The sequence below is a fragment of the Mycobacterium sp. NGS69 genome, from assembly GCF_059812165.1.
Map to the genome: position 1 here is coordinate 422,186 of NZ_JCALCD010000005.1, position 21,726 is coordinate 443,911.

The 21,726-nt window shown below is 67.7% G+C and carries 24 protein-coding genes and 1 pseudogene; 15 read left to right on the forward strand and 10 right to left on the reverse strand.

What is annotated here, in order from left to right:
- Positions 1–3: 3 nt before the first annotated feature.
- Complete coding sequence (locus AC5Y2S_RS18005; RefSeq protein ID WP_499957360.1) at positions 4–1,206, reverse strand: PPE family protein; 1,203 nt, start codon at positions 1,204–1,206, stop codon at positions 4–6.
- A 325-nt stretch (positions 1,207–1,531) separates the two neighbouring features.
- Entirely contained in the window at positions 1,532–1,813 is a 282-nt protein-coding gene (locus AC5Y2S_RS18010; RefSeq protein WP_499957361.1) for a hypothetical protein, read from the reverse strand.
- 109 nt (positions 1,814–1,922) lie between these two features.
- Between AC5Y2S_RS18010 and AC5Y2S_RS18015 the strand changes: the two genes are divergently transcribed.
- The 3 genes from AC5Y2S_RS18015 (at position 1,923) to AC5Y2S_RS18025 (ending at position 4,607) form a co-directional block, all read left to right on the forward strand.
- Positions 1,923–3,410 (forward strand): PE family protein, encoded by a 1,488-nt coding sequence (locus AC5Y2S_RS18015; RefSeq protein ID WP_499957362.1) that lies wholly within the window; start codon positions 1,923–1,925, stop codon positions 3,408–3,410.
- Positions 3,411–3,527: 117 nt separating this feature from the next.
- The gene (locus tag AC5Y2S_RS18020) at positions 3,528–3,770 is read left to right on the forward strand and encodes a long chain fatty acid-CoA synthetase Faa4p (RefSeq protein WP_499880186.1); all 243 of its coding nucleotides are present in this window, start codon (positions 3,528–3,530) and stop codon (positions 3,768–3,770) included.
- Between the two features lie 18 nt (positions 3,771–3,788).
- Positions 3,789–4,607, forward strand: coding sequence for an SDR family oxidoreductase (locus AC5Y2S_RS18025; RefSeq protein WP_499957363.1), 819 nt, complete (start codon positions 3,789–3,791; stop codon positions 4,605–4,607).
- Between the two features lies 1 nt (position 4,608).
- Here AC5Y2S_RS18025 and AC5Y2S_RS18030 read toward each other — a convergent pair whose 3' ends face one another.
- The gene (locus AC5Y2S_RS18030) at positions 4,609–7,056 is read right to left on the reverse strand and encodes a glycogen/starch/alpha-glucan phosphorylase (protein WP_499957434.1); all 2,448 of its coding nucleotides are present in this window, start codon (positions 7,054–7,056) and stop codon (positions 4,609–4,611) included.
- 217 nt (positions 7,057–7,273) lie between these two features.
- On the reverse strand, positions 7,274–7,879 hold the full coding sequence (locus tag AC5Y2S_RS18035) for a hypothetical protein (protein WP_499957364.1): 606 nt from the start codon (positions 7,877–7,879) through the stop codon (positions 7,274–7,276).
- 30 nt (positions 7,880–7,909) lie between these two features.
- On the opposite strand from AC5Y2S_RS18035, the pseudogene AC5Y2S_RS18040 reads away from it, so the two are divergent.
- Positions 7,910–8,208 (forward strand): annotated as a pseudogene (locus tag AC5Y2S_RS18040) (MFS transporter); the annotation flags it as partial.
- A 258-nt stretch (positions 8,209–8,466) separates the two neighbouring features.
- The gene (locus AC5Y2S_RS18045; protein WP_499957365.1) at positions 8,467–9,312 is read left to right on the forward strand and encodes an alpha/beta fold hydrolase; all 846 of its coding nucleotides are present in this window, start codon (positions 8,467–8,469) and stop codon (positions 9,310–9,312) included.
- Here the strand turns inward: AC5Y2S_RS18045 and AC5Y2S_RS18050 are convergent.
- Complete coding sequence (locus AC5Y2S_RS18050; RefSeq protein ID WP_499957435.1) at positions 9,302–10,015, reverse strand: C39 family peptidase; 714 nt, start codon at positions 10,013–10,015, stop codon at positions 9,302–9,304. The two genes, AC5Y2S_RS18045 and AC5Y2S_RS18050, sit on opposite strands and share 11 nt — an antisense overlap.
- A gap of 56 nt (positions 10,016–10,071) precedes the next feature.
- On the opposite strand from AC5Y2S_RS18050, the gene AC5Y2S_RS18055 reads away from it, so the two are divergent.
- Both AC5Y2S_RS18055 and AC5Y2S_RS18060 read left to right on the forward strand, forming a co-directional pair.
- Positions 10,072–10,968: an alpha/beta hydrolase gene (locus AC5Y2S_RS18055; protein ID WP_499957436.1), complete on the forward strand. Its 897-nt coding sequence runs from the start codon at positions 10,072–10,074 to the stop codon at positions 10,966–10,968.
- On the forward strand, positions 10,965–11,414 hold the full coding sequence (locus AC5Y2S_RS18060; RefSeq protein ID WP_499957366.1) for a DoxX family protein: 450 nt from the start codon (positions 10,965–10,967) through the stop codon (positions 11,412–11,414). Before AC5Y2S_RS18055 ends, AC5Y2S_RS18060 begins: the two co-directional genes overlap by 4 nt.
- On the opposite strand, the gene AC5Y2S_RS18065 is transcribed toward AC5Y2S_RS18060, so the two are convergent.
- Positions 11,371–11,616, reverse strand: coding sequence for a hypothetical protein (locus AC5Y2S_RS18065; protein ID WP_499957367.1), 246 nt, complete (start codon positions 11,614–11,616; stop codon positions 11,371–11,373). The genes AC5Y2S_RS18060 and AC5Y2S_RS18065 overlap by 44 nt on opposite strands.
- Before the next feature lie 150 nt (positions 11,617–11,766).
- On the opposite strand from AC5Y2S_RS18065, the gene AC5Y2S_RS18070 reads away from it, so the two are divergent.
- Positions 11,767–12,567 (forward strand): SDR family NAD(P)-dependent oxidoreductase, encoded by an 801-nt coding sequence (locus tag AC5Y2S_RS18070; RefSeq protein WP_499957368.1) that lies wholly within the window; start codon positions 11,767–11,769, stop codon positions 12,565–12,567.
- Positions 12,568–13,512 carry a phosphotransferase family protein gene (locus AC5Y2S_RS18075; RefSeq protein WP_499957369.1) on the forward strand — a complete coding sequence of 315 codons (945 nt, stop codon included), beginning with the start codon at positions 12,568–12,570 and terminating at the stop codon, positions 13,510–13,512. It abuts the gene before it with no gap.
- 7 nt (positions 13,513–13,519) lie between these two features.
- Here the strand turns inward: AC5Y2S_RS18075 and AC5Y2S_RS18080 are convergent, their stop codons facing one another.
- Positions 13,520–13,765: a hypothetical protein gene (locus tag AC5Y2S_RS18080; protein ID WP_499957370.1), complete on the reverse strand. Its 246-nt coding sequence runs from the start codon at positions 13,763–13,765 to the stop codon at positions 13,520–13,522.
- A gap of 164 nt (positions 13,766–13,929) precedes the next feature.
- On the opposite strand from AC5Y2S_RS18080, the gene AC5Y2S_RS18085 reads away from it, so the two are divergent.
- On the forward strand, positions 13,930–14,616 hold the full coding sequence (locus AC5Y2S_RS18085) for an MspA family porin (protein WP_499957438.1): 687 nt from the start codon (positions 13,930–13,932) through the stop codon (positions 14,614–14,616).
- Here the strand turns inward: AC5Y2S_RS18085 and AC5Y2S_RS18090 are convergent.
- Both AC5Y2S_RS18090 and AC5Y2S_RS18095 read right to left on the reverse strand, forming a co-directional pair.
- Positions 14,613–15,962, reverse strand: coding sequence for an acyl-CoA dehydrogenase family protein (locus AC5Y2S_RS18090; protein WP_499957371.1), 1,350 nt, complete (start codon positions 15,960–15,962; stop codon positions 14,613–14,615). The two genes, AC5Y2S_RS18085 and AC5Y2S_RS18090, sit on opposite strands and share 4 nt — an antisense overlap.
- A 22-nt stretch (positions 15,963–15,984) precedes the next feature.
- Entirely contained in the window at positions 15,985–16,761 is a 777-nt protein-coding gene (locus AC5Y2S_RS18095) for an enoyl-CoA hydratase/isomerase family protein (protein ID WP_499957372.1), read from the reverse strand.
- 137 nt (positions 16,762–16,898) lie between these two features.
- Here AC5Y2S_RS18095 and AC5Y2S_RS18100 point away from each other — a divergent pair, with 137 nt between their 5' ends.
- The gene (locus AC5Y2S_RS18100) at positions 16,899–17,093 is read left to right on the forward strand and encodes a ferredoxin (protein WP_499880043.1); all 195 of its coding nucleotides are present in this window, start codon (positions 16,899–16,901) and stop codon (positions 17,091–17,093) included.
- Here the strand turns inward: AC5Y2S_RS18100 and AC5Y2S_RS18105 are convergent.
- Positions 17,086–17,760: a response regulator gene (locus tag AC5Y2S_RS18105; protein ID WP_499957373.1), complete on the reverse strand. Its 675-nt coding sequence runs from the start codon at positions 17,758–17,760 to the stop codon at positions 17,086–17,088. The two genes, AC5Y2S_RS18100 and AC5Y2S_RS18105, sit on opposite strands and share 8 nt — an antisense overlap.
- A gap of 36 nt (positions 17,761–17,796) precedes the next feature.
- Here AC5Y2S_RS18105 and AC5Y2S_RS18110 point away from each other — a divergent pair, with 36 nt between their 5' ends.
- The 4 genes from AC5Y2S_RS18110 to AC5Y2S_RS18125 all read left to right on the forward strand — a co-directional run bounded on the left by AC5Y2S_RS18110 (position 17,797) and on the right by AC5Y2S_RS18125 (position 21,718).
- Positions 17,797–19,095 (forward strand): sensor histidine kinase, encoded by a 1,299-nt coding sequence (locus AC5Y2S_RS18110; RefSeq protein WP_499957374.1) that lies wholly within the window; start codon positions 17,797–17,799, stop codon positions 19,093–19,095.
- An 88-nt stretch (positions 19,096–19,183) separates the two neighbouring features.
- A complete protein-coding gene (locus AC5Y2S_RS18115) occupies positions 19,184–20,458 on the forward strand; it encodes a cytochrome P450 (RefSeq protein ID WP_499957375.1) in 1,275 nt (424 codons plus the stop codon).
- A gap of 15 nt (positions 20,459–20,473) precedes the next feature.
- Entirely contained in the window at positions 20,474–21,580 is a 1,107-nt protein-coding gene (locus AC5Y2S_RS18120; protein WP_499957376.1) for an NDMA-dependent alcohol dehydrogenase, read from the forward strand.
- A gap of 9 nt (positions 21,581–21,589) precedes the next feature.
- Positions 21,590–21,718, forward strand: coding sequence for a hypothetical protein (locus AC5Y2S_RS18125; RefSeq protein WP_499957377.1), 129 nt, complete (start codon positions 21,590–21,592; stop codon positions 21,716–21,718).
- Positions 21,719–21,726: the final 8 nt, after the last annotated feature.

The window sequence follows — 21,726 nt, forward strand, 5'->3', positions numbered from 1 at the left end:
GTGTCAGCCCGCCGCCGGCGGGCGTGGCATCACTGTCAACCGGGTCCCGTATCGCGGTATGACGCCCGAGGCTCGCGTGGCCGCCGGCATTCCGGGCACGCCGGGTATTCCCGCCCCGACTGCCTCCTCGGTTCCCGGCAGCGTGGTTAAACCGGTGCCCGACAGGGCCGATATGTGGCTGACCGCCGGGGTGGACCAGCTCGCCGGCACAGATAGCGGGCCGATCGATTTGGCGCTGGTAAGCATCGCTGAGACGCCGCCTCCGGTGAATGCCGCCTCAGTCGCGCTGTGTGCTGCACCGCCACTGATCCCGCCCAAGGCGGCGTCCGCTGTGGCCCGTGTTGCCGCCGCGGCAGCGCTCGTTGCACCCTGTGCTCCTGCCCCGGCGGCGCCCGCCAGTTGGTCTGCGTCCGCGGTGCTCTTGCCTACAAAACCGGCAATGTTAAGCGCGGTCGGTAGCTGGAATACCCCACTTGAGGCTAGGAAGCCCCACATTGGAGCGTCGGGCCCATACAAGCCGTCAAACGCGCTGTAGGTGCCCTGGCCAAAATCGCCTTCGACGATTTGCACTAATGGGCACTGCTGGAGGTTCGTCCACAAATTACTGAGTCCTTGCAGCGGGTTGGGTATCGACGCCTTAGCCTGCGCGACCGCATCGGCCTGGGCCGACGCGCCGGCCGGGTTGGTGGCCTGGTTCGGCGGGGTGAACGGCACCAACGTCGCCGCGGCGGTCGAGGCGCTGGAGTAGCCGTACATCGCGGCGGCGTCCTGGGCCCACATCTCGGCGTACTGCGCCTCGGTAGCCGCGATCGCCGCGGTGTTTTGGCCGAAGAAGTTCGTCGCGATCAGCGAAGCCAGTTGGGTGCGGTTGGCCGCGATCACCGGCGGGGGCACGGTCATCGCGAACGCCTGCTCGAAGGCCGCCGCGGCGGCCCTGGCCTGCATGGCCGTCTGTTTCGTCTGCTCGGCGGTCGTGTAGAGCCAACCTATGTAGGGGGTGGCGGTGGCCGTCATCGACTCCGACGCGGGGCCGTGCCAGTTCAAGGTGGTCAGGCCCGAGACCACCGATTGGTAGGTTTCGGCCGCGGTGGTCAACTCGGCGGCCAGGGAATCCCAGCTGCCCGCGGCGGCTAGAAGCGAACCCGACCCCGGGCCGGTGTACATCCGGGCGGAGTTGATCTCCGGGGGTAATATCGCGAAATCCATTGTGTCACATCTCCTTAGCTTGACTTCGGTGGCAAACCCCCCTTCTTGGCGGCGCGGAAATATGCCGTGTTTGCTTTGCAAATGCGCCGGGCGATATCGGACGAATTGGTACCGCGGCCCGGTTTCCGGGCAGTGACGGTTTATTTGGGTCTAGGCGGTCCACGCGAACTGTGCATGTCCAGCCACCTTTGCGGTTTCGGTGACTATCTCTGGTGAACCCTATGAATTTCGACTGAGTAAAGATAGGGCTGAACTGCGAAAAAATAAGATTGCCGATCTTGATTGCCGCGCGCTAGAAGCGGCAATGGTTGGAGTTGATCGGCTATTACCGCCAGCTCGCCGGCAGGTCGATTATGTGGTTCGGGCAAAAGTCCTGGGCGCCCTGTGACATGGCATTCCGCGCGTCCTCGGCCGACATCTTGGCGCGCAGCGTCATGAATGCATATTCGGCTGGCGCATAACCCGATTCGGGGCCGGCCGGATCGTCCATCAGCTGGCAGGCCTGTTTTTCTTTTTCCTGGAAGCTATCGGCGCGGGCGACGCCCGAGCCGAACAGCAACGCCGGGGCAACCAGCCCGCCGGCGGCGATCTTCGTCAGGGTCCTCACCGGTTCATCACCTTCGGTCGCGCTTCCGAGGGCCCAGTGTAAGGCGCGGCGTCGGCAGGAATTCATCGAAGACGGCTCGGCCGTCGCCGTCGTTGACCAGAATGGGCGGGTGCAGGTCGTTCCTGAGGGGCTGGTTTCGGCGGCGGAGGACGTCGGCAAGATCGGTGCCGCGCTCGACGAGGCCAACGCCCTCGCGGCGCTGCGGACGAGCAGCATCCCGCCCGCCGGGGCCGATGAGGTCAGCGCGGCGATCGCGCCGTTGTTCATCAACCAGTCCAGGATCTACCGGGAACTGCTCGCGGCGGGCCAGGCGTTCGAGCAGCGGTTCGTGCAGCTGCTGAGCGAGGCGGGCGTCGCCTACACTGCGACCGAGCAGGCCGCGCTGCAGGCGCTGCGCGACGCGATCGGCGAGCTGGAAGCGCCCCTCGCCCCGTTCGCCACGCTGGCCGAGAACCCGGCGCCGACGAGCATCCCGCCGCTGAACGTGCCGCAGAACAGCTCGGTGGCACTGATCGTCGGCGGCACAACGTTCCCCCTGGCGGACGGCAAGTATGTCAGCTCGATCATGGCCAACTTCCTCGACAACCCCACGTTGTCGCCACTCCTCGGGGCGTCGGGGCAGGCGCTTTACACGCCGGAGCAGTTCTGGCCGTTCACCCCGCAACTGGGAAAACTGACGCTGGGCCAGTCGGTGGCACAGGGCGTGCAGTTGCTCAACACCGCCATCAACACCGAACTCGCGGCGGGCAACAAGGTGGTCGTCTACGGCACCTCACAAAGTTCGCTGATCGCCACCGACGACATCCGCAACCTGATGGCGATGGCCAACCCGCCGGACCCAAGCAAACTGTCGTTCTTCTTGACCGGCGACCCGGGCAACCCCAACGGCGGGTTCTTCGAACGCTTCCCCGGCCTGTACATCCCGTTGTTCGACGTACTGATGAACGGCGCGACGCCGCCCAACTCGCCGTATCCCACCGTGATCTTCAGCAATCAGTACGACATGGTGACCAACTTGCCGCGGTATGTGCTCAACCCGGTCAGCGATCTCAACGCGTTCATGGGGTTCGCGCTCTTCCACGGCACGCACGACTACGTCGACCCGACGCCCGGACAGATCGCCAACGCGATCCAACTGCCGACGTCGCCGGGCTACGCCGGTGAAACCAGGTACTACGAGCTGCTGACGCAGAACCTGCCGCTGGTCGCGCCGCTGCGCTTGGTCCTGCCGCAGCCGTTCGGCAACGCGCTGGCCGACCTGCTGCAGCCGGACCTGCGGGTGATCGTCGACATGGGTTACGGGTCCGGGGAGTACGCCGACATCCCCACTCCCGCGAGCCTGTTCGAACTGCCGAACCCGTTCACGATCGTCCCGGATCTGGTGCACGGCTCGGTCCAGGGCCCGCAGGCGGCGCTGGTGGATCTCGGGTTCCTGCCGCCGTCGATGATGCCCACCGGCTACCCGTTCAATCCGGTGCTCGATCCCGGCCTGAACTTCCCCCTGCCCCAGTCGTCGGTGACCGGCGTCTCGCTGCTCACCGGCTTCGAGGGCCAGCTGATGCGGGCGATGGGTCTGATCCCCGCCTGGGAGAGCTGAGGCGGCCTCGGCCGATTAGGTTTTTGGGCCCGAGTCGCATTACTCTTGCGCGCGGTTCCTCTTCGACTCGGGAAAGCAGCCATGCCCATACAGCCCACTTTGCGGCGGCCAAACCTGATGCGCACCAGCGCTACGCGCCGGGTCGCTCGCCGCCTGCAGTGCCCGACAGTCGGCCAGTGCTTCGACATCGAGGTCAGCCGCGTCACTGACGGATGGATCATCCGGATCCCCGAGATCGGTGGGGTCACCCGCGTGAGCCGACGGGCCGCGGTCGAGCTCGGGGCGCGGAAGTGCATCGCGAACCGCACCGGCATCCCGATCGGGTATGTCGCGGTCTATGTCTCGCGGGAGAGCGGTTAACACCGAATAGCGGTTGCCGTGACCGTGACCACCCGCCGCAGTCCGTTCCGGACCGACCTCCTACAAGGCAAGGTCGCGTTGGTCACCGGCGGCGCCACCGGGCTCGGCCTGGAGGTCGCCCGCGTTCTCGGCAAACACGGGGCCAGCGTCGCGATCTGCAGCCGCAAGGAACCCAATCTCGAAGCGGCGGTTGCGGCGTTGCGGGAAGAGGGCATCGAGGCCTGCTACGGCGTCTGCGACGTCCGTCGGGACGACGAGGTGACGGCCGTCGTCGAGCAGGTGCTGCGAACGTTCGGCCAACTCGACATCGTCGTCAACAACGCCGCCGGAAACTTCCCCGTGCCGATCAGCGACCTCAGCCCAAAGGGATTCAAGGCCGTCGTCGATATCGACCTGCTGGGTACCTTCAACGTGTCGAAGGCCGCTTACGAACTCTGGCTGCGCGAGCACGGCGGCGCGGTGGTGAACATCAGCGCCGCGATCCAGTACCGCGGCATGGCCCTGCAGGCGCACGTCGTTTCGGCCAAGGCCGGCGTCGACGCGTTCAGCCGCGCCTGTGCGATCGAATGGGGCCCCGACGGCGTGCGGGTGAATGTCGTTGCCCCCGGCGCGATGTCGGGAACCGAGGGAGTCAAGAGAATCACCGGCGATGCCCAGCACCGCACCACCCAGAACCCGCTGCGACGCCCCGGTTCCACCACCGAGGTCGCCGAAGCGGTGCTGTTTTTGGCCAGCGATGCGGCGTCCTACGTGACGGGAGCCGTCGTGGTCGTCGACGGCGGCGGTTGGTTGACCGCCAACGGGGTGCCGGATCTGCCCGGCTATCACCGAGACTGATTCACATCTTGACGGTCAGCGGCCAGACGTTCCAGATCTCGTCGCAGTACTCCGTGATGGCGCGATCTGACGAAAACTTGCCGCTGCGCGCGGTATTCAGGATGGACATCTTCGTCCACGACTCGGTGTCCCGCCACGCCGCGCTCACCTGATCCTGGCACCTCAGGTAGGACGCGAAGTCGGCGCACACCAGGAAGGGGTCGTCGTGGCGCAGGTTGTCCACCAGCGGCCGGAACACCTCGGTGTCGCCGTGCGAAAAGGTGCCGCTCGCAATCAGATCCAGCACGGCGCTCAGCTCGTCGTTTCCAGCTTGGGGGCCGTCGATGTAATCGGCGGGCCGGTACCCGTTCGCCTTGACGGCCTCGACCTCCTGCTCGGTCAGGCCGAACAGGAAGAAGTTCTCCGCGCCGACCTCGTCGCGCATCTCGACGTTGGCTCCGTCGAGCGTGCCGATGGTCAGGGCGCCGTTGATCATGAACTTCATGTTCCCGGTGCCGGAGGCTTCCTTGCCCGCGGTGGAGATCTGCTCTGACAGGTCGGCGGCGGGGTAGATCATGTGCGCGTTCTGCACGTTGAAGTTCGGCACGAACGCCACCCTGATGAAGCGGTTCACGTCCGGGTCCGCGTTGACCGTCTCGCCGACGGCGTTGATCAGCTTGATGATCCGCTTGGCCATGAAGTAGCCCGGCGCGGCCTTGCCGCCGAAGATGAAGGCGCGCTGCGGAATCGACAGCCCGGGGTCCTGCTTGAGCCGGTGATACAGCGCGACGATGTGCAGGACGTTGAGGTGCTGGCGTTTGTACTCGTGGATGCGCTTGACCTGGACGTCGAACATCCAGTCCGGGCTCAGCTCGACGCCCGCCACCGAGCGGATGTACTTGGCCAGGCGCGCCTTGTTGGTGCGTTTGATGTCGTGCCATTCCCGGCGGAAGGCCGCGTCGTCGACGAACGGCTCCAGCCCGCGCAGGCGGCTCAGGTCCGTCAGCCAGCCGTCACCGACGGTGCGGTCCAGCAGCTCCCGCAGCCCGGGGTTGGCCAGCGCGAGGAAACGGCGCGGCGTCACGCCGTTCGTCTTGTTGCTGAACCGCTCCGGCCACAACTCGTAAAAGTCCTTGAGCACACTGCTTTTCAGCAGCTCGGAGTGCAGCGCCGCGACTCCGTTGATGGCGTGGCTGCCCACCGTGGCGAGGTGGGCCATCCGGACGTTCTTGCCGCTGTCCTCGCCGATCAGCGACATCCGGCGCAGCCGGTCCTCGTCGCCGGGGAAGCGGGCGCGGACCTCGTCGAGGAATCGGCGGTTGATCTCGTAGATGATCTCGATGTGGCGCGGCAGCGCCTCGGAGAACATGTCCAGCGGCCAGGTCTCCAGCGCCTCGGGCAGCAGGGTGTGGTTGGTGTATCCGAACGTCGCGACCGTGATGTCCCACGCCTCGTCCCAGTCCAGCTGCCGCTCGTCGACCAGCAACCGCATCAGCTCGGCGACCCCGATCGAGGGGTGAGTGTCGTTGAGCTGCAGGGCGAATCGCTGGGGGAGTTCCCGCACGCCGGCGTCGGCGAGATCGTCCATGATGTGCAGGACGTGCTGCAGCGAGCAGGACACGAAGAAGTACTGCTGCAGCAGGCGCAGTTGCTTGCCCGCCTCCGGCTCGTCGTTGGGGTACAACACCTTGGTGACGGTCTCGGACATGACCTCGTCCTCGACCGCGCCGTAGTAGTCGCCGGTGTTGAAGGCATCCAACGCGAACGACTTGACGGCGCGCGCGCTCCACAGCGTCAGCACGTTGCAGGTGTTGACGCCGTAACCCTGAATGGGCGTGTCGTAGGCGACGCCCTTGAGGACGCGCCCGGGCACCCACCGGACGCGATCGTGGCCGGTGTCATCGGTGTAGTGCGCGGCGTAGCCGCCCCACTTGACCAAGTAGTTGACGTCGGGTTTCGGTATTTCCCAAGGGTTTCCGTGGTCCAGCCAGTTGTCGGTCTGCTCGACCTGCCAGCCGTCACGGATCTCCTGATCGAAGATGCCGAATTCGTAGCGGATGCCGTAGCCGATCGCCGGCCGCTCCAGCGTGGCCAGCGAGTCGAGGTAGCACGCCGCGAGCCGGCCCAGGCCGCCGTTGCCCAGTCCGGGTTCCTCCTCGCACGCCAGGACCGTCTCGAGATTCTGTCCCATCGCCGCCAGCGCCGTCTTTGCCGCCAGCTCCATGTTGAGGTTCAGCAGGTTGTTGCCCAGCTGTGGGCCCATCAGGAATTCGGCCGACAGATAGCAGGTCACCTTGCGGCCGAGGTCCAGCGAGGTCTGCGTCGAGGCCACCCGGCGGTCCTGCATGCGGTCGCGCACCGCGAGGGCCAGCGCCCGGTAGTAATGCTCCGGGCGCAGCGCCGCGGCGGGGCGACCGACCGAGTAGCGCAGGTGATCGGTGATTGCCCGTTGCAGCGCCGCGGCTCCCATCCCGGTGCGGGAGTGCTCGGCCAGGTCGGCCCGCGTGGGGCTGGCGGAAAGGCCGTCGGAGGGCGTCTGCTCGACATCGGTCATCGTGGATACCTACTCGCTAGGGATGGGTGGCAGGTGAGTCAGTGTGGCAGCGGTGTTTGCACATCAGGCGCGCAACTGACGTCGCCGAAATGAACGCCAGCCCACGCGCGAGCGACGAGACGGCGTTCCGGGGTTATGCGATGTATCCGCGTGGCAGCACGGAGAAGTCGACGCACGCCGCGGCCAGCATGTCGCCCAGCACGGGATGGACGGGCGCGCGCAGTTCGAGCATCGCACCGGCCGACGGCGCTTTCAGGGTGGCGACGTTCGTGTTGAACAGCAACTGGGCGGCCTCGAATTCGATGTCGCGCCAACCGGTGTGGACTCTCATCAGCGTGAGCACGCCCAGCTGGTCGCCGGTGGGGGACACGATCGGGTGATGCCAGGCGCTGTCGCCCTTGGCCCCGGTGTGCGGCCGGATCGCCGCCAGGACGGTGCCGCCGCCGTCTTCCAACCGTGCCGCGCCGTCGGATGGGACGATCTTTCCCACGGGTGTGTTCTGGTTCGTGACGGTGGTCGTCGCGGCCACCGATAGCCTGAGTTCCTCGCCGGCGGGGCTGGACAGGGTGTAGTCGCTCTTGCCGCCGTTCTTGAATCCGAGCAGGACGCCGACGCCGCCCTTCTGTTGAGCGCGCGCCACTTCGGCGCCGTCGGGGGTGGTGAGCTCAACTCGCAACGCGTTGGACGTCGCCCGAGACACTTTCGCGGCGACGGCCGTCGCGTTTCCGAGGATCGGCATGCGGGAGATCGTAGGCCAGAATCCTCAATCATGGACCAATTGCCGTTGGCCTCGGCCGGGGCGCGCTGGCTGATTGCCGCGGCCGTCCTCGGTTCCGGCATCGCGCTGCTGGACGGCACCGTCGTCAATGTGGCGCTGCCGGCGATCGGGCGCGACCTCGGCGGCGGTTTGACCGGTCAGCAGTGGGTCCTCGACGGCTACCTGCTGACGCTGAGTGCGCTGCTGCTCACCGGCGGCGCCGCGGGCGACCGCTACGGCCGCCGGCGGGTTTTCGTCGCCGGCTGGTCGTGTTCACCGCCGCCTCGGTGGTCTGCGGTCTTTCGCCGACGGCCGGCATCAGCGCCGGTCCCGGGCAGCCGCTCGGTCCCGGGTTCTCGGTGGAGATGTTCATCGCCGCCGCCGCATGCCTGGTGGGCGCCGTCGTCGTGGCATTGACCGTCCGCACCGGCGCGGACTTCGCGCATCAGATGCTGCCCGGCATCAACCGCGCCTGTCAGGACCCGTGCACCAGACGCCGGCCGTAATCGAGCGGCGTTCGTCTCGAAACGTGGGGCGGCGCCCGGTGAATTTCCAATAGATTTCCGGGCATGACGGCGACGACGTGGGATGTCGACGGGCGCAGGGTGTTTGGCGTGGCTGCCGGCAGCGGCGAGCCGGTGCTGCTGCTGCACGGGTATCCGCAGAGCGCCTCCTGCTGGCGCCACCAGATCGCGGCGCTGGCCGACACCCATCACGTCGTGGCACCCGACTGGCCGGGATTCGGCCGGTCCGACCCGCCGTCGACGCCGCCCACGTACGACAACGAGGTCGACCGCCTCGAGCGGCTCGTGGAGCGGCTGGGGTGGCAGCGATTTAACCTGTGCGCCCACGACTACGGCGGCTTCATCGGGCTCGGCTACGCCATTCGCCACCCCGACCGGGTGCAACGGCTCGCGCTGCTGAACACCCGGGCGCATGGGATCTTCCGGCCGTGGTTCTACCGGTTCTCGTCGGCGGAGCACCGGATCGCGACCAACCCCGTGTTGTCCGCGGCCGCGCGACGGCTGCCGTTGGCCGCGATACACCACGTGGCTCTGGCCCGTTACCGAAAACTCGGCTGCTTCGACACCGCGCTGCAAGCCGAATACCTGGGCTGGATGAGGACACCGCAAGGCCGGCGCACGTTTTGGGAATTCTTCGCCCACTACCCGGTTCCCGCCGTCGGCTGGCTGGCGGACGGGCTTGCGACCGTCCGGTGCCCGACCGCGGTGATCTGGGGTGAGCGCGACCCCTACATCCCGTTCGACACGGCGCGCGAACTCGCCGACCGCATTCCCAATGCCAGGCTGGTCCACTTGCCCGGTGCCGACCACTACGTCATGGAGGAGCGCCCCCGCGAGGTGACCGCGGCACTGGTCGGCCTGTTGAATGCCGCTCCCGTCGCTAACCGGTGACGGTCATCTGGTCGTCGCTGCTGGCCCACGACCTGGCGAAGACGTCGATCGGCACCTGCTCGTCGCGGCCCTCCTCGCTGCCGCTGTCGTTGAGGTGCACGATGCCGGCCGCGGTGTCGACGCCGGTGACCACCACGGCGTGGTTGGCTTCCGGCTGGCCGTCCGGGGTCTTGTCCTCGATGGGCTCGCCCCAGATGACTTCGGAGTTGACTCCGACGATCACCTTGCGGCCCTTGACCAGATCCTGCTCCAGCGCCGACATCCCCGTTGCGACACCGCTCTTCGCGGCGCTTTGCTCGTCGGTTGAGGTCGAGTGGATGCCGTAGTGCGCCAGCAGCGCCGGCTCGTCGTCGAACGACGTGCCGCTGCCGGGCTTGCGCTTCTTGGGCTTGGTGTAGATCGGCCCGGAGTGGACGGTGCTCGGGGTGGATTGGGCCAGCTTGACGATGGCCTGCTCGGAGGGCGGCTTGCCGGTCAGCTCACCGACGACATCGGCGACGGCCATCTCCACGCAGTCGTCGTCGTATCCCTGGTAGCGCCAGAACGGGGCGGCGGCCACCGGGTTGCCGTAAAGCGTGCCCTCGCCGCGCGGCGGGTCGGGCGTGGCGTGCGCGGCGCCCACCGCCAGGCCCAGCGCGGTGGCGCCGACCAGCATCGCGACGCCGGCGGCGCGGGCCGCGGTCGCAGTGCGGTTGCCGATCATGCCGTGAATATCCGAGCGGAGCGGCACGGCGTTACTTTGTTGAGGTGCCACGTCCCATGCGCTTCGACGTCAGCGACGTCATCGGCCTACAGGCATGGTTGGCGGCGACCTATTACCCCGCGCCCCGTGGCGCCGACGCCCTGCTCGTCTGCCTGCCGGGCGGCACCTACAGCCGCGAATACTGGGACCTGAAGTTCCCGGGCCGCGGCGGCTACAGCTTCGCCGACTTCGCCACCGGGAACGGCTACGGCGTGGTGACCATCGATCCGCTGGGCACCGGCGAAAGTTCCAAGCCGGCATGCGATTTCGACTTCACCGACATCGCCGCCGCGCTCGCGCGGGCCGTCTCCACGCTGCCAGAGGAAACCGGCGAGCGCGTCCCCACCCTCGCCGTGGCGCATTCGCTGGGCGGGTATCTCGCCATCGTTCAGCAGTCCCTGTTTTCCAGCTACGCGGGGCTGGCGGTCCTCGGCTGCACCAATCAACACGTCGCGCCGCTGAACCTGGATGCCGCCTTCATCGCCCGGGCGGGGACCGCCGAGGGCCGCGCCGAGCTGGCCCGCCAGATCCTCGCCGCCCTTCCCGAGCCCTATGCCGAGGGCCCGCGCGAGTACCTGCAGAGCTGGTTCCACCTGGCCGATGTGCCCGCCGATGTCGTGGCGGCGGACTGCGTCACGGCAAAGTCGGTGGTACCGAGGGTATTCGGCACCGCGATGATCCCCGGCGTGGTCGCCGAGCACGCCGCACAGATCGACGTTCCGGTGCTCGTCGGCTTCGGGGTCGTCGACGTCTCACCGGACCCCCGCACGGAGGCCGGCCTGTATCGCCGCAGCCCCGCCCTCACGACCGTCGTGCTGCCCGACAGCGCGCACTGCCACAACATGGCGTCCAGCCGGCAGCGGCTGTGGAGGCGCGTGCTCGATTGGGCGGCGACCGTAACCTCGGGGGCATGACGAAAACTCTCGACCAGTATTCGCCCGCCGTGCTGAGCCTCTTCCGTCTCGTGTACGGCTTGCTCTTCGCCGCGTGTGGCTCGAATATCGTGTTCGCCTGGCCCGTCCATCCGACGTATGCGGTCGCGGCCGGAACCTGGCCCGGTTGGTACGCCGGTGTGATCGAGGTTGTCACCGGGCTTCTGATCGCGGCCGGATTGTTCACCCGCGCCGCGGCTTTCATCGCCTCGGGGCAAATGGCGGTCGCTTATTTCTGGATGCATCAACCCAAAGCGCTCTGGCCCGTGGGGGATCCACCGGCGGGCAACGGTGGACTTTTGGCGATCCTGTTCTGCTTCGCTTTCTTCCTGCTCGTCTTCCTGGGCGGTGGGACGTATTCGATCGACGCACGCGCCGGGCGGCCTACGTTTCGCAGTGCCGGTGCGGTTCCGGGTCAAAGCACGTGACGGTTCCGTACGGGCAGCGGGGCAGATAGATGCCGCCGCCCTTGCGCCAGCCCTTCCTGACCAGCTTTCTGGCCAGGTAGCGCGACGCCGTCAGCGCCTTGGCTTTCTCGGGCGCGGGGTAGAGGCGGGGGTTGTCGTAGGCGTCGTAGATGTCTTCGGCGAGCGCGTCGATGAGTTCGATGACCTCCCGGGGTGTGGCCATGCCACATCAGGTTCCCCTTTGGATGACCAGGGAATCTTGTCACCGACAGGTTCTCCGATCCGGCCCGTGCTTCCGCTCGACCCGGTGATAATGGCATTCTCTGTATTGGAGAAGCCATTTCCATACCTGGCGGGACTGGAGGACATTCGAATGGGCGCAGACCGACGATGCGACGGAATGGTCGCGCTCGTCACGGGAAGCAGCCGCGGCCTGGGCAAGGCGATCGCCGCGCGACTCGCCGCGCACGGCGCCACCGTGGCGCTCACCGCCCGCACGATGGAACCCGACGCCAAATACCAGGGATCGCTGAGCCAGACCCGCGACGAGATCGCGACCGCCGGTGGCCGCGCCATCGCGGTCCCGGCGGACCTTTCCCAATCGGACGAGCGCGAACGGCTTTTCGCGGAGGTGGTGAGCGCCGTCGGCGCCCCGGACATCCTGGTCAATAATGCCGCCGTCACGTTCCTGCGGCCGCTCGACGGGTTCCCCGAGCGGCGCGCCCGGCTGATGATCGAGATGCATGTGCTCGGCCCGTTGCATCTGAGCCAGTTGGCGATCCCGGCGATGCGGGAGCGCGGGCGGGGCTGGATCCTGAACCTGACGTCGGTGGGCGGCGACCTGCCGCCGGGACCGCCGTTCTCCGAATTCGACCGGACCGCGGGGTTCGGCGTCTACGGAACGGCCAAGGCCGCGCTCAACCGGCTCACCAAAAGCCTTGCCGCCGAACTGTACGACGACGGCATCGCCGTCAACGCCGCCGCCCCGTCCAACCCGGTCGCAACCCCCGGGGCCGGCACCCTGGACCTGGCCAAGACCGACACCGAGGACATCGAACTGATCACCGAGACCGCCCTGCGGCTGTGCACCGGAGATCCCAAGTCCATGACCGGGCGCATCGCGCACACCCAGCCCTTCCTGGCCGAAGTCGGCTGGTCGAAGCCGGCCGGCTGAGTGACCGAGCTCGACCTGGACGAGCTGCGGACGCGGCTCGCGGCGGCGGGTGTTGCCGACGTCGCGCCGCTCGCCGGCGGCGCGTCCAGCCTCACGTTCTCCGGTGTGCGCGGCGGGCGGGCGGTGGTGATCAAGGTTGCGCCGCCCGGTGTGGAGCCGGTCGCGCACCGCGACGTGCTGCGGCAGGCGCGCGTCATGAAAGCGCTTGCGGGGAGCGGGGTTCCGGTTCCCGAGGTGTTGTGGGAGGACGCGGGCGGCCCGCCGCTCTTCGTGATGTCGCGGGTCGAAGGCGACTGCGTGGAGCCCCTTTTCGACGGTTGCCCGCCGGTCGCCGAGCTGGCCGGGCGCTACCGCAACGCCTCCCGCGTCATGGCCGCCCTGCACCGGTTGGCACCGGCCGACCTCGGCCTGGGCGATGAACCGCTGATGGAACCGGTCGCGGAGGTGCGGCGCTGGTCCGACACGCTGCGGACCGTCGACGCGGCGCTGGTGCCCGGCTGGCCGGGGGTGCGGGACGCGTTGCTGGCCTGCGCCCCGGCGGCCATGGGCCCCAGCGTGGTCCACGGTGACTTCCGGCTGGGCAACCTGTTGGCCGCCGGGGCCCGAATCAATGCGGTGATCGACTGGGAGATCTGGGCGATCGGTGACCCGCGGATCGACGTGGGCTGGTTCCTGATCATCTGTGACCCGGACACCTACCGGCGCGGCGGATCGTCCGGCATCGCGCCCCCGACCGGCGAGCTCGCCGACATCTATCAACACGAATTGGGTTGCCACGTCAACGACCTGGGCTGGTTCACCGCCTTGGCATGCTTCAAGTCGGCGGCGACCTGGTCGCTGATCGTCAAGCACAACCGCCGAAGGCGTTCCCCGCGAACCGAATTGGAAGCGATGACGGCGAGTCTGCCGAGATTGCTGGAACGCGCCCGGTCACTGCTGGACTAGCAGCGGCTCAGCGGCACCGCGCATACAAATTTTGGCAAACCATCCCGACCCGATCCGAACGCTTTGACGGGCCGACCTCGTCGCGCGGCGACGCGTACAGGTCGGGCGTCTCCGTGACTATTCGGTCGATCAGGCCGGGTCCCGGCGTGAAGGGGTCCACCGGGTCCGCGTTTGCGGTGCCGGCGCCGACCGCGAGCGCCACGGCCGTCATCCCACCGGCCAGCAGGCCCAGGGCGAACGGGTGACGTTTCATAGCAGACGATCGTAGCGCTCCGGAGCAGGAAATGGTCGCCCTCAGCAATACGGCCCGAAGTCGCATTTCAATCACGAATGCAAAACAACTGCGACGGTTCGGCCAGCAAATACCGCGAGGTGAATTCGGCACTGCCTACGGTGTCGTGCGTGAGGCCCATCGCCGTGGTCGTCCGCCGCGCCGCGGCTGTCGCGGTCTGCCTTGTCACGCTCGTGACGAGCGCGGCCCAGGCCGGCGCCGACCCCGAAGTCGACCCGGCCGCCGCCACGACGCCGCCGGCCGACGGACTGGTCCCGTCGAACCCGCCAGCAACCCTCCAAACCCCCGACGGCTGGACCCTGGGCCTCGGCGCGAAGGACGAGTCGCAGGTTCCGGTGGCGCCGTTGACAACCGCCGCGTCGTCCCGCGAATACCTGTCGAGCGGAATCTTCGTCGGCTCGCTGATCGGGCCGGAACAGCCGCGGGGCGAGCTCGAGGTGGGCTACGAGATCGGCTGTGGCATCGACATGAGCACCTCCAACGGCGTCACGATGGCGGGTAGCGCGGGCGTCACGCCGTCGCTCGGGGCCACGGCCCTGATCCCCGGTGTGACGGCGGGCATTCTGCCGTTGATCTCCACGCCGATTAACGGTGTGCTCAGCGTCGGTCTCAAGCCCGGCCTGGTGATCGTGGTGCCGGTGATCAAGAAGGAGTTCAAGGGCGCGAGTCCGTGGGTGATGATCAGCAACTTCCACGTCAAGATCGACGGGTGCGTGGGCCAGTCGTTCATCCGCTCGTATGCGACGCTGACGCGGATCACCGACCAGTCCGACGTGATTTTGTCCTACGTCGGCACCACCAAAGCCGTCTAGGGCCGATGGTGGCGACCCGCTTCGCCCGGCTCCGCCGGGCTAGCGATCGCCACGCCGCGGGGGATGCCCGCAAGCTTGTCGGCGAACTTCGCCTCGGCGGCCGCGCGCAACCGGAGCAGGTGCTCGGAGGGGAAGAGGTCGGGCGCCGGCGGGCGGTCCTTGAGTAACAGGCGGGCCAGCGTCACCTTGTGCACTTCGGTGGGGCCGTCGGCAAGGCCGAGCACGAACGACTCGACCAGGTACCGCACGAAGGGCATCTCGTGCGTGGTGCCCAGCGATCCGTGCAGCTGAAGCGCCCGCGACGACACGTCGTGCAACACCTTCTGCATCATCGCCTTGACCGCCGAGATGTCCGCCCGCACCGCCTTGTAATCGTTGAGTTGGTCGATCTTCCAAGCGGTTTGGAGGGTCAGCAGCCGGAAGGCCTCGATTTCCATCCACGAGTCGGCGACCATCTCCTGGACCAGTTGCTTGTTGGCCAGCACCTCGCCCTGGGTGTAGCGCGACACCGCGCGCTCACAGATCATCTCAAAGATGCGGCGGACCAGGCCCACCGTGCGCATGGCGTGATGAATTCGCCCGCCGCCCAGGCGGGTTTGTGCGACGACGAACGCCCCGCCGCGCGGGCCCAGCATGTGATCCGCGGGCACGCGCACGTTTTCATAACGGACGTACCCTTCGCGCCCGCCGCCCATCGGCTGATACCCGAGCCCGACGTCGCGCATCACATGGATGCCCGGGGTGTCGCCGGGCACGACGAACATCGAGTAGCGCTGGTACGGCGGCGCGTCGGGGTCGGTCATCGCCATCACGATGAGGAACGACGCCATCGACGCAAACGACGAAAACCACTTCTCCCCGTTGATGATCCAGTGGTCACCGTCGGGCACCGCGGTGGTGCGGAACACCTTGGGGTCCGCGCCGCCCTGCGGCTCCGTCATCGAGAAGCACGACACGATGCGGTTGTCCAGCAGCGGCTCGAGGTAGCGCGCTTTGAGTTCGGGGGTGCCGTAGTGCGCCAGGATCTCGCTGTTGCCCGAGTCGGGCGCCTGCGAGCCGAACACGATCGGCGCGCATTCCGAACGACCCAGAATCTCGTTCAGCAGCGCCAGTTTCACCTGACCGTAGCCCGGCCCGCCCAGGTGCGGACCGAGGTGGGTGGCCCAGAGCCCGCGCTCCTTCACGACCTCCTGTAGCGGCGGGATCAGCGCCTGGCGCACCGGGTCGTTCAGGTCATGAGACTCGTTGACGATCAGGTCGATCGGTTCGCACTCGCTGCGCACGAACTCCTCGACCCAGTTCAGCTGCTCGGCCCACTGCGGGTCGGTGGAGAAGTCCCACGACATCCGTCGTCCTTCCTTGGTTCGGTCACCCGGACCACTTCTTTCGGCGTTCGGCCGCTTCCTCGGTCGCGTGCGAGAGCACCTGGTTGCGGTTCTCCAGCTCCAGGGCCGACGACAGGCTCGCCGCGTCGGTATTCACCTGCAGCGCACGCTTTGTCAGCTGCACGCCGAGCGGGGCCAGGCCGGCGATCAGCTCTGCCAACTCCGTCGCGCGCTCGAGCAACCTGTCGGGTTCGACGATCTCGCTGACCAGCCCGCGCCGATCGGCCTCGGCGGCCGAGACCGTGCGCCCGGTGAGCATCCAGTCGGCCGCGACGCTGGTGCCGACGATGCGGGGGAGGTGGTAGCTCATGCCCATCTCGGCGCCGGACAGCCCGAGCAGGATGGCGGCGTTGCCGAACGAGGCGTCGGCCGAACAGATTCGGATGTCGGCGGCCAGGCACAGCGCGAACCCCGCGCCGACGCAGGGGCCGTTGACGGCGGCGATGACGGGCTGCGCGAGGTTGCGCACGCCCTCGGCGAGCGCGGCCATGCCCTCCTGGAAGCGCATCCGGTCCAGTGCGGGGGCGCTCGCCTCGGGCATATTGGGCCCGAAGTCGCGCATGTCGATCCCGGCGCAAAAGCCGCGACCGGCGCCCGTGAGGACAAACGCACGCACCGACCGGTCGCTCGCCAAATCACCCAGCGCCGCGGCCAATTCGGATTGCATGGCCTCGTTGATCGCGTTCAGCCGTTCCGGGCGGTTCAGCCGCACGACGACGACGCCGTCGGCCGGCCGGTCGAGTTCGAGCGTGTGTGGCACCCACCGATCGTAAAGCGTCTCTCGGCTCAGGAGAATAATCTTCTCCAAAAACGCGAAGCTATTCTCTGGCCCGAACGGGCCATATCTGGCGCTTACGGACCGACGGCGGTGGCCGGCCGGGGCTGATACTGGCTCGCATGCACATCACCGTCGACTACGACCTGTGTGAGGGACACGGGCAGTGCCTACTGGGGGCTCCCGATGTTTTCGACATTCCCGACGGCGCCGAACAAGTGGTGGTACTCCAGCCGGACCCGCCCGAAGCGGACCGCGAACGGGTGATTCGGGCAGCCGCGATGTGCCCGGCCCAAGCGATCCGGATCCTTAACTGATCCGGCCCGTTTCCGCAACGTCGTCGAGCAACCGGTAGCGCCCGGCCAATGCGGCGGCGGCAACGCGGTTGCTGACACCGAGTTTGTGCAGCAGCGTCGCCACCATGCGTTTGGCGGTGCGCTCGGACACCAGCATCCGGTCGGCGATGTCGCCGGTTTCCATGCCGGTAGCGAGAAGGGTCCACAGTTGGAGGTCCTGGGCGCTGAGGTTGTCGAGCAGCTCGGGCGGCGGCTTGCGGATGTTGCTCAGCAGCGCATCGAGCAGCGCGCCGTCGATGACCCGCAGGCCCTCCGCGATCGTCCATAGCGGCCCCGCCAGCGCCTCGGGCCGCGCGGTTTTGGGTAGAAAGCCGTCGGCGCCGGCCCGCAACGCCTCCTCGGCCAACGCCAGGTCGTCGGTCCCCGACAGCGCGAGGATCCGGGTCGTTGGCCGGCGTGCCTTGATGTGGCGGATGGCGGCCACCCCGCCCAGGGGCGGCATTGACAGGTCGATGATCGCGACATCGGCGTCACAGCGGGCCGCCAGGTCGGCGGCCTCTTCCACGTATGTCGTCTGGCCGCCGACCGTGAACAGTTCGCCCCATTCGCGGGTGAGCAGCAGGGCCAGGCCCTGCGCGAACAGCTCATGGTCGTCCACGATCACCACGACATACGGCGTGCGAGTCATTGCCGCGATGCTAGCCCCAACTCTATGGTCAGCCGGGTGAGACCGCTCGATCAGCTCAGAACCACGGTGGACTTCGACGGCGAGGACTACGGGCTGGCCCGCACCGTCGTCGCGGTGCGGGTCGCCGTGGTCATATCAATCGGCGTGCTGCTGGCGATCGGACCCCAGTGGCTCCGTCAGCACACCGCGGCCACCGTGGCGGTGTTGGGCGCCGCGATCGTCTACGCGGGCGTCGTGATGGCCTATCCGCAGCTGGAGGTCCGGCGCACCCGGTATTCGTGGCTGGTCACCGGCTTCGACTCGGCGTTTACGCTTGCGCTCATCGCCTTGAGCGGCGGCGTGTACAGCCCGGTGGTCCCGGTGTTGGCGCTGGCGGTGATCGCCTCGGCGGCGCGGCTGTCGTTCGGCGAAACCCTGCTGGTCGCGGTGCTTTTGGGCGCCGCCTACATCCCCGTGGCGCTGACGTCGTCGCCGAGGCTTCCGGTGACCGCGGCTCCGGGACTACAGGCGGGCTGGTCGGCGGTGTTTCTGATCTTCGTCGCGATCATCACCGCGGGGCTGTCCGCGCTCGCCGAACGCGAACACCGCTCCCGGCTGCATGCGCTGGTCGAGGCCGAGGCCGAGCACGCCGCCGCCGAGGAGGAACGCGACCTGCGGGCGCGCCTGCTGCGCTCCTACCAGTCGCAGCAGGATGGATTGCAGGTGCTGGTGCACGAATTCCGCACCCCTGTGACGTCCTTGGAGGCGCTGACCGAGGCGCTGACTTCAACGCAACCAATGTCGGATGTCGACCGGGACACAAGTCTGCAGCTGGTGGCCCGGCACGTGCGCCACCTGGCCGACATGCTCGACGCCCTGTCCGACGTCGCGCTGAGCCGCAGGCCGACGTTCTCGGCGGGCCGGGTTCGCCGCGTCGACGTGGCCGATCTCATCGTTGCCGCCGCCGACGCTGTAGGGCTCGCGGCACCGCGGTTGCGGCTGAGCGTCAGCGGCGACGTCGACGCCGTGGCCGTGAACGCTCAGGGGCTGCGCCGAGTGCTGACCAACCTGCTGGAGAACGCCTCGCGGCACGGCCGACGTGAGCCGGTCGACGTCACGTGCTCGCGGGAAGGTGACGAGTTGGTCTTCACGGTGGCGGACCGGGGGCCGGGTGTCCCGCCCGAAAGCTTCGGCGAGCTGACCACCAAGTACGTCAGCGTCGGCGGCCAACGTGGCACTACCGGGCTCGGCTTGTGGATCGTGCAGCAGATCGCCGAAGCGATGGGCGGCCGGGTCAACTTCGGCGCGCGCGACGGCGGCGGACTGGTCGCCACCTTCCGCGCACCCATCGCCTGATCGCCGGTTCCACCCGTTGGCCCGTACAGGCCAGTGATTGGCACTCGGGGCTGTGCCGCGTCGGCGCCGCGCTCGTCAGCATGGCCACATGACCGCACCCACAACGGCCCCCACCCATAAGGACATCGATCTGAGCGCCCGCGCGTTCTGGGCGAAACCCCCGGAAGAGCGGGACGCCGCGTTCGCCGTCCTGCGCGCGGAGAACCCCGTGCCGTGGAGCCGCCCGGCGGAGTCGGATCTGCTGCCCCCCGAGCTCAATACCAAGGGCTTCTGGTCGCTGACCAAGCAAGAGGACATCCGGATGGCCAGCCGCCACCCTGAGATCTTCTCGTCGGCGCAAGGCATCACGATGGAGGACTTCGCCCCCGAAGCCGTCGAGATCGCACAGTCGTTCATCGCGATGGACGCCCCCCGGCACACCCAGCTGCGCGGCATCACCACGGAGGCGTTCAAGCCCAAGAACGTGCGCCGGCTGGAAGGCTGGATCCGCGGTCACGCCCACGACCTCGTCAGCGAGATGGCCCGCCTCGGCGAGGGCGACTTCGTCCAGCTCGTGTCCGTCAAGCTGCCCGGCCGCATCTTCGGCAGCTTCTTCGGGCTGCCCGAAGGCGAACTGCGGGACAAGGCAGTGACCGCCGCCCAGCGGCTCGTCGGATGGACAGACCCGAACATCCGCGGCGAGCAGAGCGAACTCGAACTGTTCATGGGCGCCGTGATGGACCTGCACGAGGTGGCGACGGTGCTGATCCCCCAGCGGCGGGCCAACCCCGGTGATGACCTGATGACCTGGATGGTGCAGGCCGAGTTCGACGGCAAGAAGATGACCGACGACGAGCTGAAGGCGTTCTTCGTGTTGATGGGCGTCGCGTCCAACGACACCACGCGGCACGCCTCGGCCCATGCCATCGCCGCACTTTCGAAGTTCGAAGACCAGCGCGCGCTGCTCGTCGAGGACGTCGAGGGTCGCGTCGGCACCGCCGTCGAGGAGGTCTTGCGCTGGGGATCGCCGCTGCTGCACATGCGCCGCACCGCCACCCAGGACATCACCGTGCGGGGCTCGGACATCAAGGCCGGCGACAAGGTCGTGCTGTGGTACTACTCGGGCAACCGGGACGAGGACGTCTTCGAGGATCCGCATTCGTTCAACATCCTGCGAAACCCGAACCCGCATATTGCCTTCGGTGGGGGTGGTCCGCACTTCTGCCTGGGCGCTGCGCTGGCCCGCACCATGCTCAAGGCGTTGCTGACCGAGGTCTATACGCGCATCCCGGACATCTCGGCGCCGGAGCCCAACTACGCCCTGGCCAATTTCATCAATGGTGTCAACAGCCTGCCGGCGACCTGGACACCCGAGAAGCCTTGATCGCGAGGAGTTTCGATGAAAACGAAAGCGGCGGTGCTCTGGGGGCTGCACCACAAGTGGGAAGTCGAAGAGGTCGACCTTGACGGGCCGAAGGAGAACGAGGTCCTGGTCAAGATGGCGGCCGCTGGGCTGTGCCACTCCGATGACCACCTGATCACGGGCGACATGCCGATGCAGCTACCGGTGGTCGGTGGCCATGAGGGCGCGGGTGTCGTCGTCGAAGTCGGCCCGGGCGTCACCGAAGTCGCCCAGGGCGACTCGGTGGTGCTGAGTTTCATCCCGGCCTGCGGTCGCTGCGAACCGTGTTCGCGCGGCATGAGCAACCTGTGCGTGCTCGGGGCCGCCATCATCGCCGGACCGCAACTCGACGGCACCTTCCGGTTCCATGCGAAAGGCCAAGACCTGGGCCAAATGTGCGTGCTGGGAACGTTCTCCGAATACACCGTGGTGCCGCTGGCCTCGGTGATCAAGGTGGATCGGTCCACCGCGTTGGACACCGCCGCCCTGGTCGGGTGCGGGGTCACCACCGGCTACGGCAGCATGGTGCGCACCGGCGAAGCGCGTGACGGCGACACCGTGGTGGTCATGGGTGTGGGCGGCATCGGCATGAACGCGGTGCAGGGCGCTCGGATCGCCGGCGCCCGCGTCATCGTTGCGCTCGATCCCGTGGAGTACAAAAGGAGCCGCTCCCTCGAGTTCGGCGCCACCCACACCGCGGCGACCATCGACGAGGCCCAAGCCCTGATCACCGACCTCACGCGCGGACAGCTGGCCGACGTCTGCGTGGTCAGCACCGATTCGGCCGAGGGTAGCTATGTGGCGCAGGCCCTGAGCCTGGTCGGCAAGCGCGGCAGGGTGGTGATGACCGCGATTCCGCACCCGACCGACACGTCTGTCGATCTGTCGCTGTTCGATTTGACCCTGTACGAAAAGCAGGTTCGTGGATCGCTTTTCGGCTCGTCCAATCCCCGTCGGGACATTCCCCGCATGCTCGATTTGTATGGCGCCGGGCAGCTGAAGCTCGACGAACTCGTCACGCGCGAGTACACGCTCGAGGAGATCAACGCGGGCTACGCCGACATGCACGCCGGGGTGAACCTCCGCGGGCTGATCCGGTTTTGAGCCGCCTCGATGATCAGTCTCATCACCATCGCCGCCATCTATGCGGCCCCGTTGGGCATTCCCGCGGGGGTCAGCGTCGTGCATCACGCCGCCGGCCGATTCAGGAGCTTCACCCGACGGCGCCGACGGGTCCGATGAAAGCGAGG

Excerpts from the sequence above, each read along its gene's own strand:
- AC5Y2S_RS18080 (WP_499957370.1), bottom strand. The coding sequence starts at position 13,765 with ATGAAACGTCACCCGTTCGCCCTGGGCCTGCTGGCCGGTGGGATGACG.
- AC5Y2S_RS18070 (WP_499957368.1), top strand. The coding sequence starts at position 11,767 with ATGGGCGCAGACCGACGATGCGACGGAATGGTCGCGCTCGTCACGGGA.
- AC5Y2S_RS18035 (WP_499957364.1), bottom strand. The coding sequence starts at position 7,879 with ATGCCGATCCTCGGAAACGCGACGGCCGTCGCCGCGAAAGTGTCTCGG.
- AC5Y2S_RS18020 (WP_499880186.1), top strand. The coding sequence starts at position 3,528 with ATGCGCACCAGCGCTACGCGCCGGGTCGCTCGCCGCCTGCAGTGCCCG.
- AC5Y2S_RS18060 (WP_499957366.1), top strand. The coding sequence starts at position 10,965 with ATGACGAAAACTCTCGACCAGTATTCGCCCGCCGTGCTGAGCCTCTTC.
- AC5Y2S_RS18045 (WP_499957365.1), top strand. The coding sequence starts at position 8,467 with ATGACGGCGACGACGTGGGATGTCGACGGGCGCAGGGTGTTTGGCGTG.
- AC5Y2S_RS18030 (WP_499957434.1), bottom strand. The coding sequence starts at position 7,056 with ATGGGAGCCGCGGCGCTGCAACGGGCAATCACCGATCACCTGCGCTAC.
- AC5Y2S_RS18065 (WP_499957367.1), bottom strand. The coding sequence starts at position 11,616 with ATGGCCACACCCCGGGAGGTCATCGAACTCATCGACGCGCTCGCCGAA.
- AC5Y2S_RS18100 (WP_499880043.1), top strand. The coding sequence starts at position 16,899 with ATGCACATCACCGTCGACTACGACCTGTGTGAGGGACACGGGCAGTGC.
- AC5Y2S_RS18120 (WP_499957376.1), top strand. The coding sequence starts at position 20,474 with ATGAAAACGAAAGCGGCGGTGCTCTGGGGGCTGCACCACAAGTGGGAA.
- AC5Y2S_RS18055 (WP_499957436.1), top strand. The coding sequence starts at position 10,072 with ATGCGCTTCGACGTCAGCGACGTCATCGGCCTACAGGCATGGTTGGCG.
- AC5Y2S_RS18050 (WP_499957435.1), bottom strand. The coding sequence starts at position 10,015 with ATGATCGGCAACCGCACTGCGACCGCGGCCCGCGCCGCCGGCGTCGCG.
- AC5Y2S_RS18125 (WP_499957377.1), top strand. The coding sequence starts at position 21,590 with ATGATCAGTCTCATCACCATCGCCGCCATCTATGCGGCCCCGTTGGGC.
- AC5Y2S_RS18005 (WP_499957360.1), bottom strand. The coding sequence starts at position 1,206 with ATGGATTTCGCGATATTACCCCCGGAGATCAACTCCGCCCGGATGTAC.
- AC5Y2S_RS18115 (WP_499957375.1), top strand. The coding sequence starts at position 19,184 with ATGACCGCACCCACAACGGCCCCCACCCATAAGGACATCGATCTGAGC.
- AC5Y2S_RS18090 (WP_499957371.1), bottom strand. The coding sequence starts at position 15,962 with ATGTCGTGGGACTTCTCCACCGACCCGCAGTGGGCCGAGCAGCTGAAC.
- AC5Y2S_RS18105 (WP_499957373.1), bottom strand. The coding sequence starts at position 17,760 with ATGACTCGCACGCCGTATGTCGTGGTGATCGTGGACGACCATGAGCTG.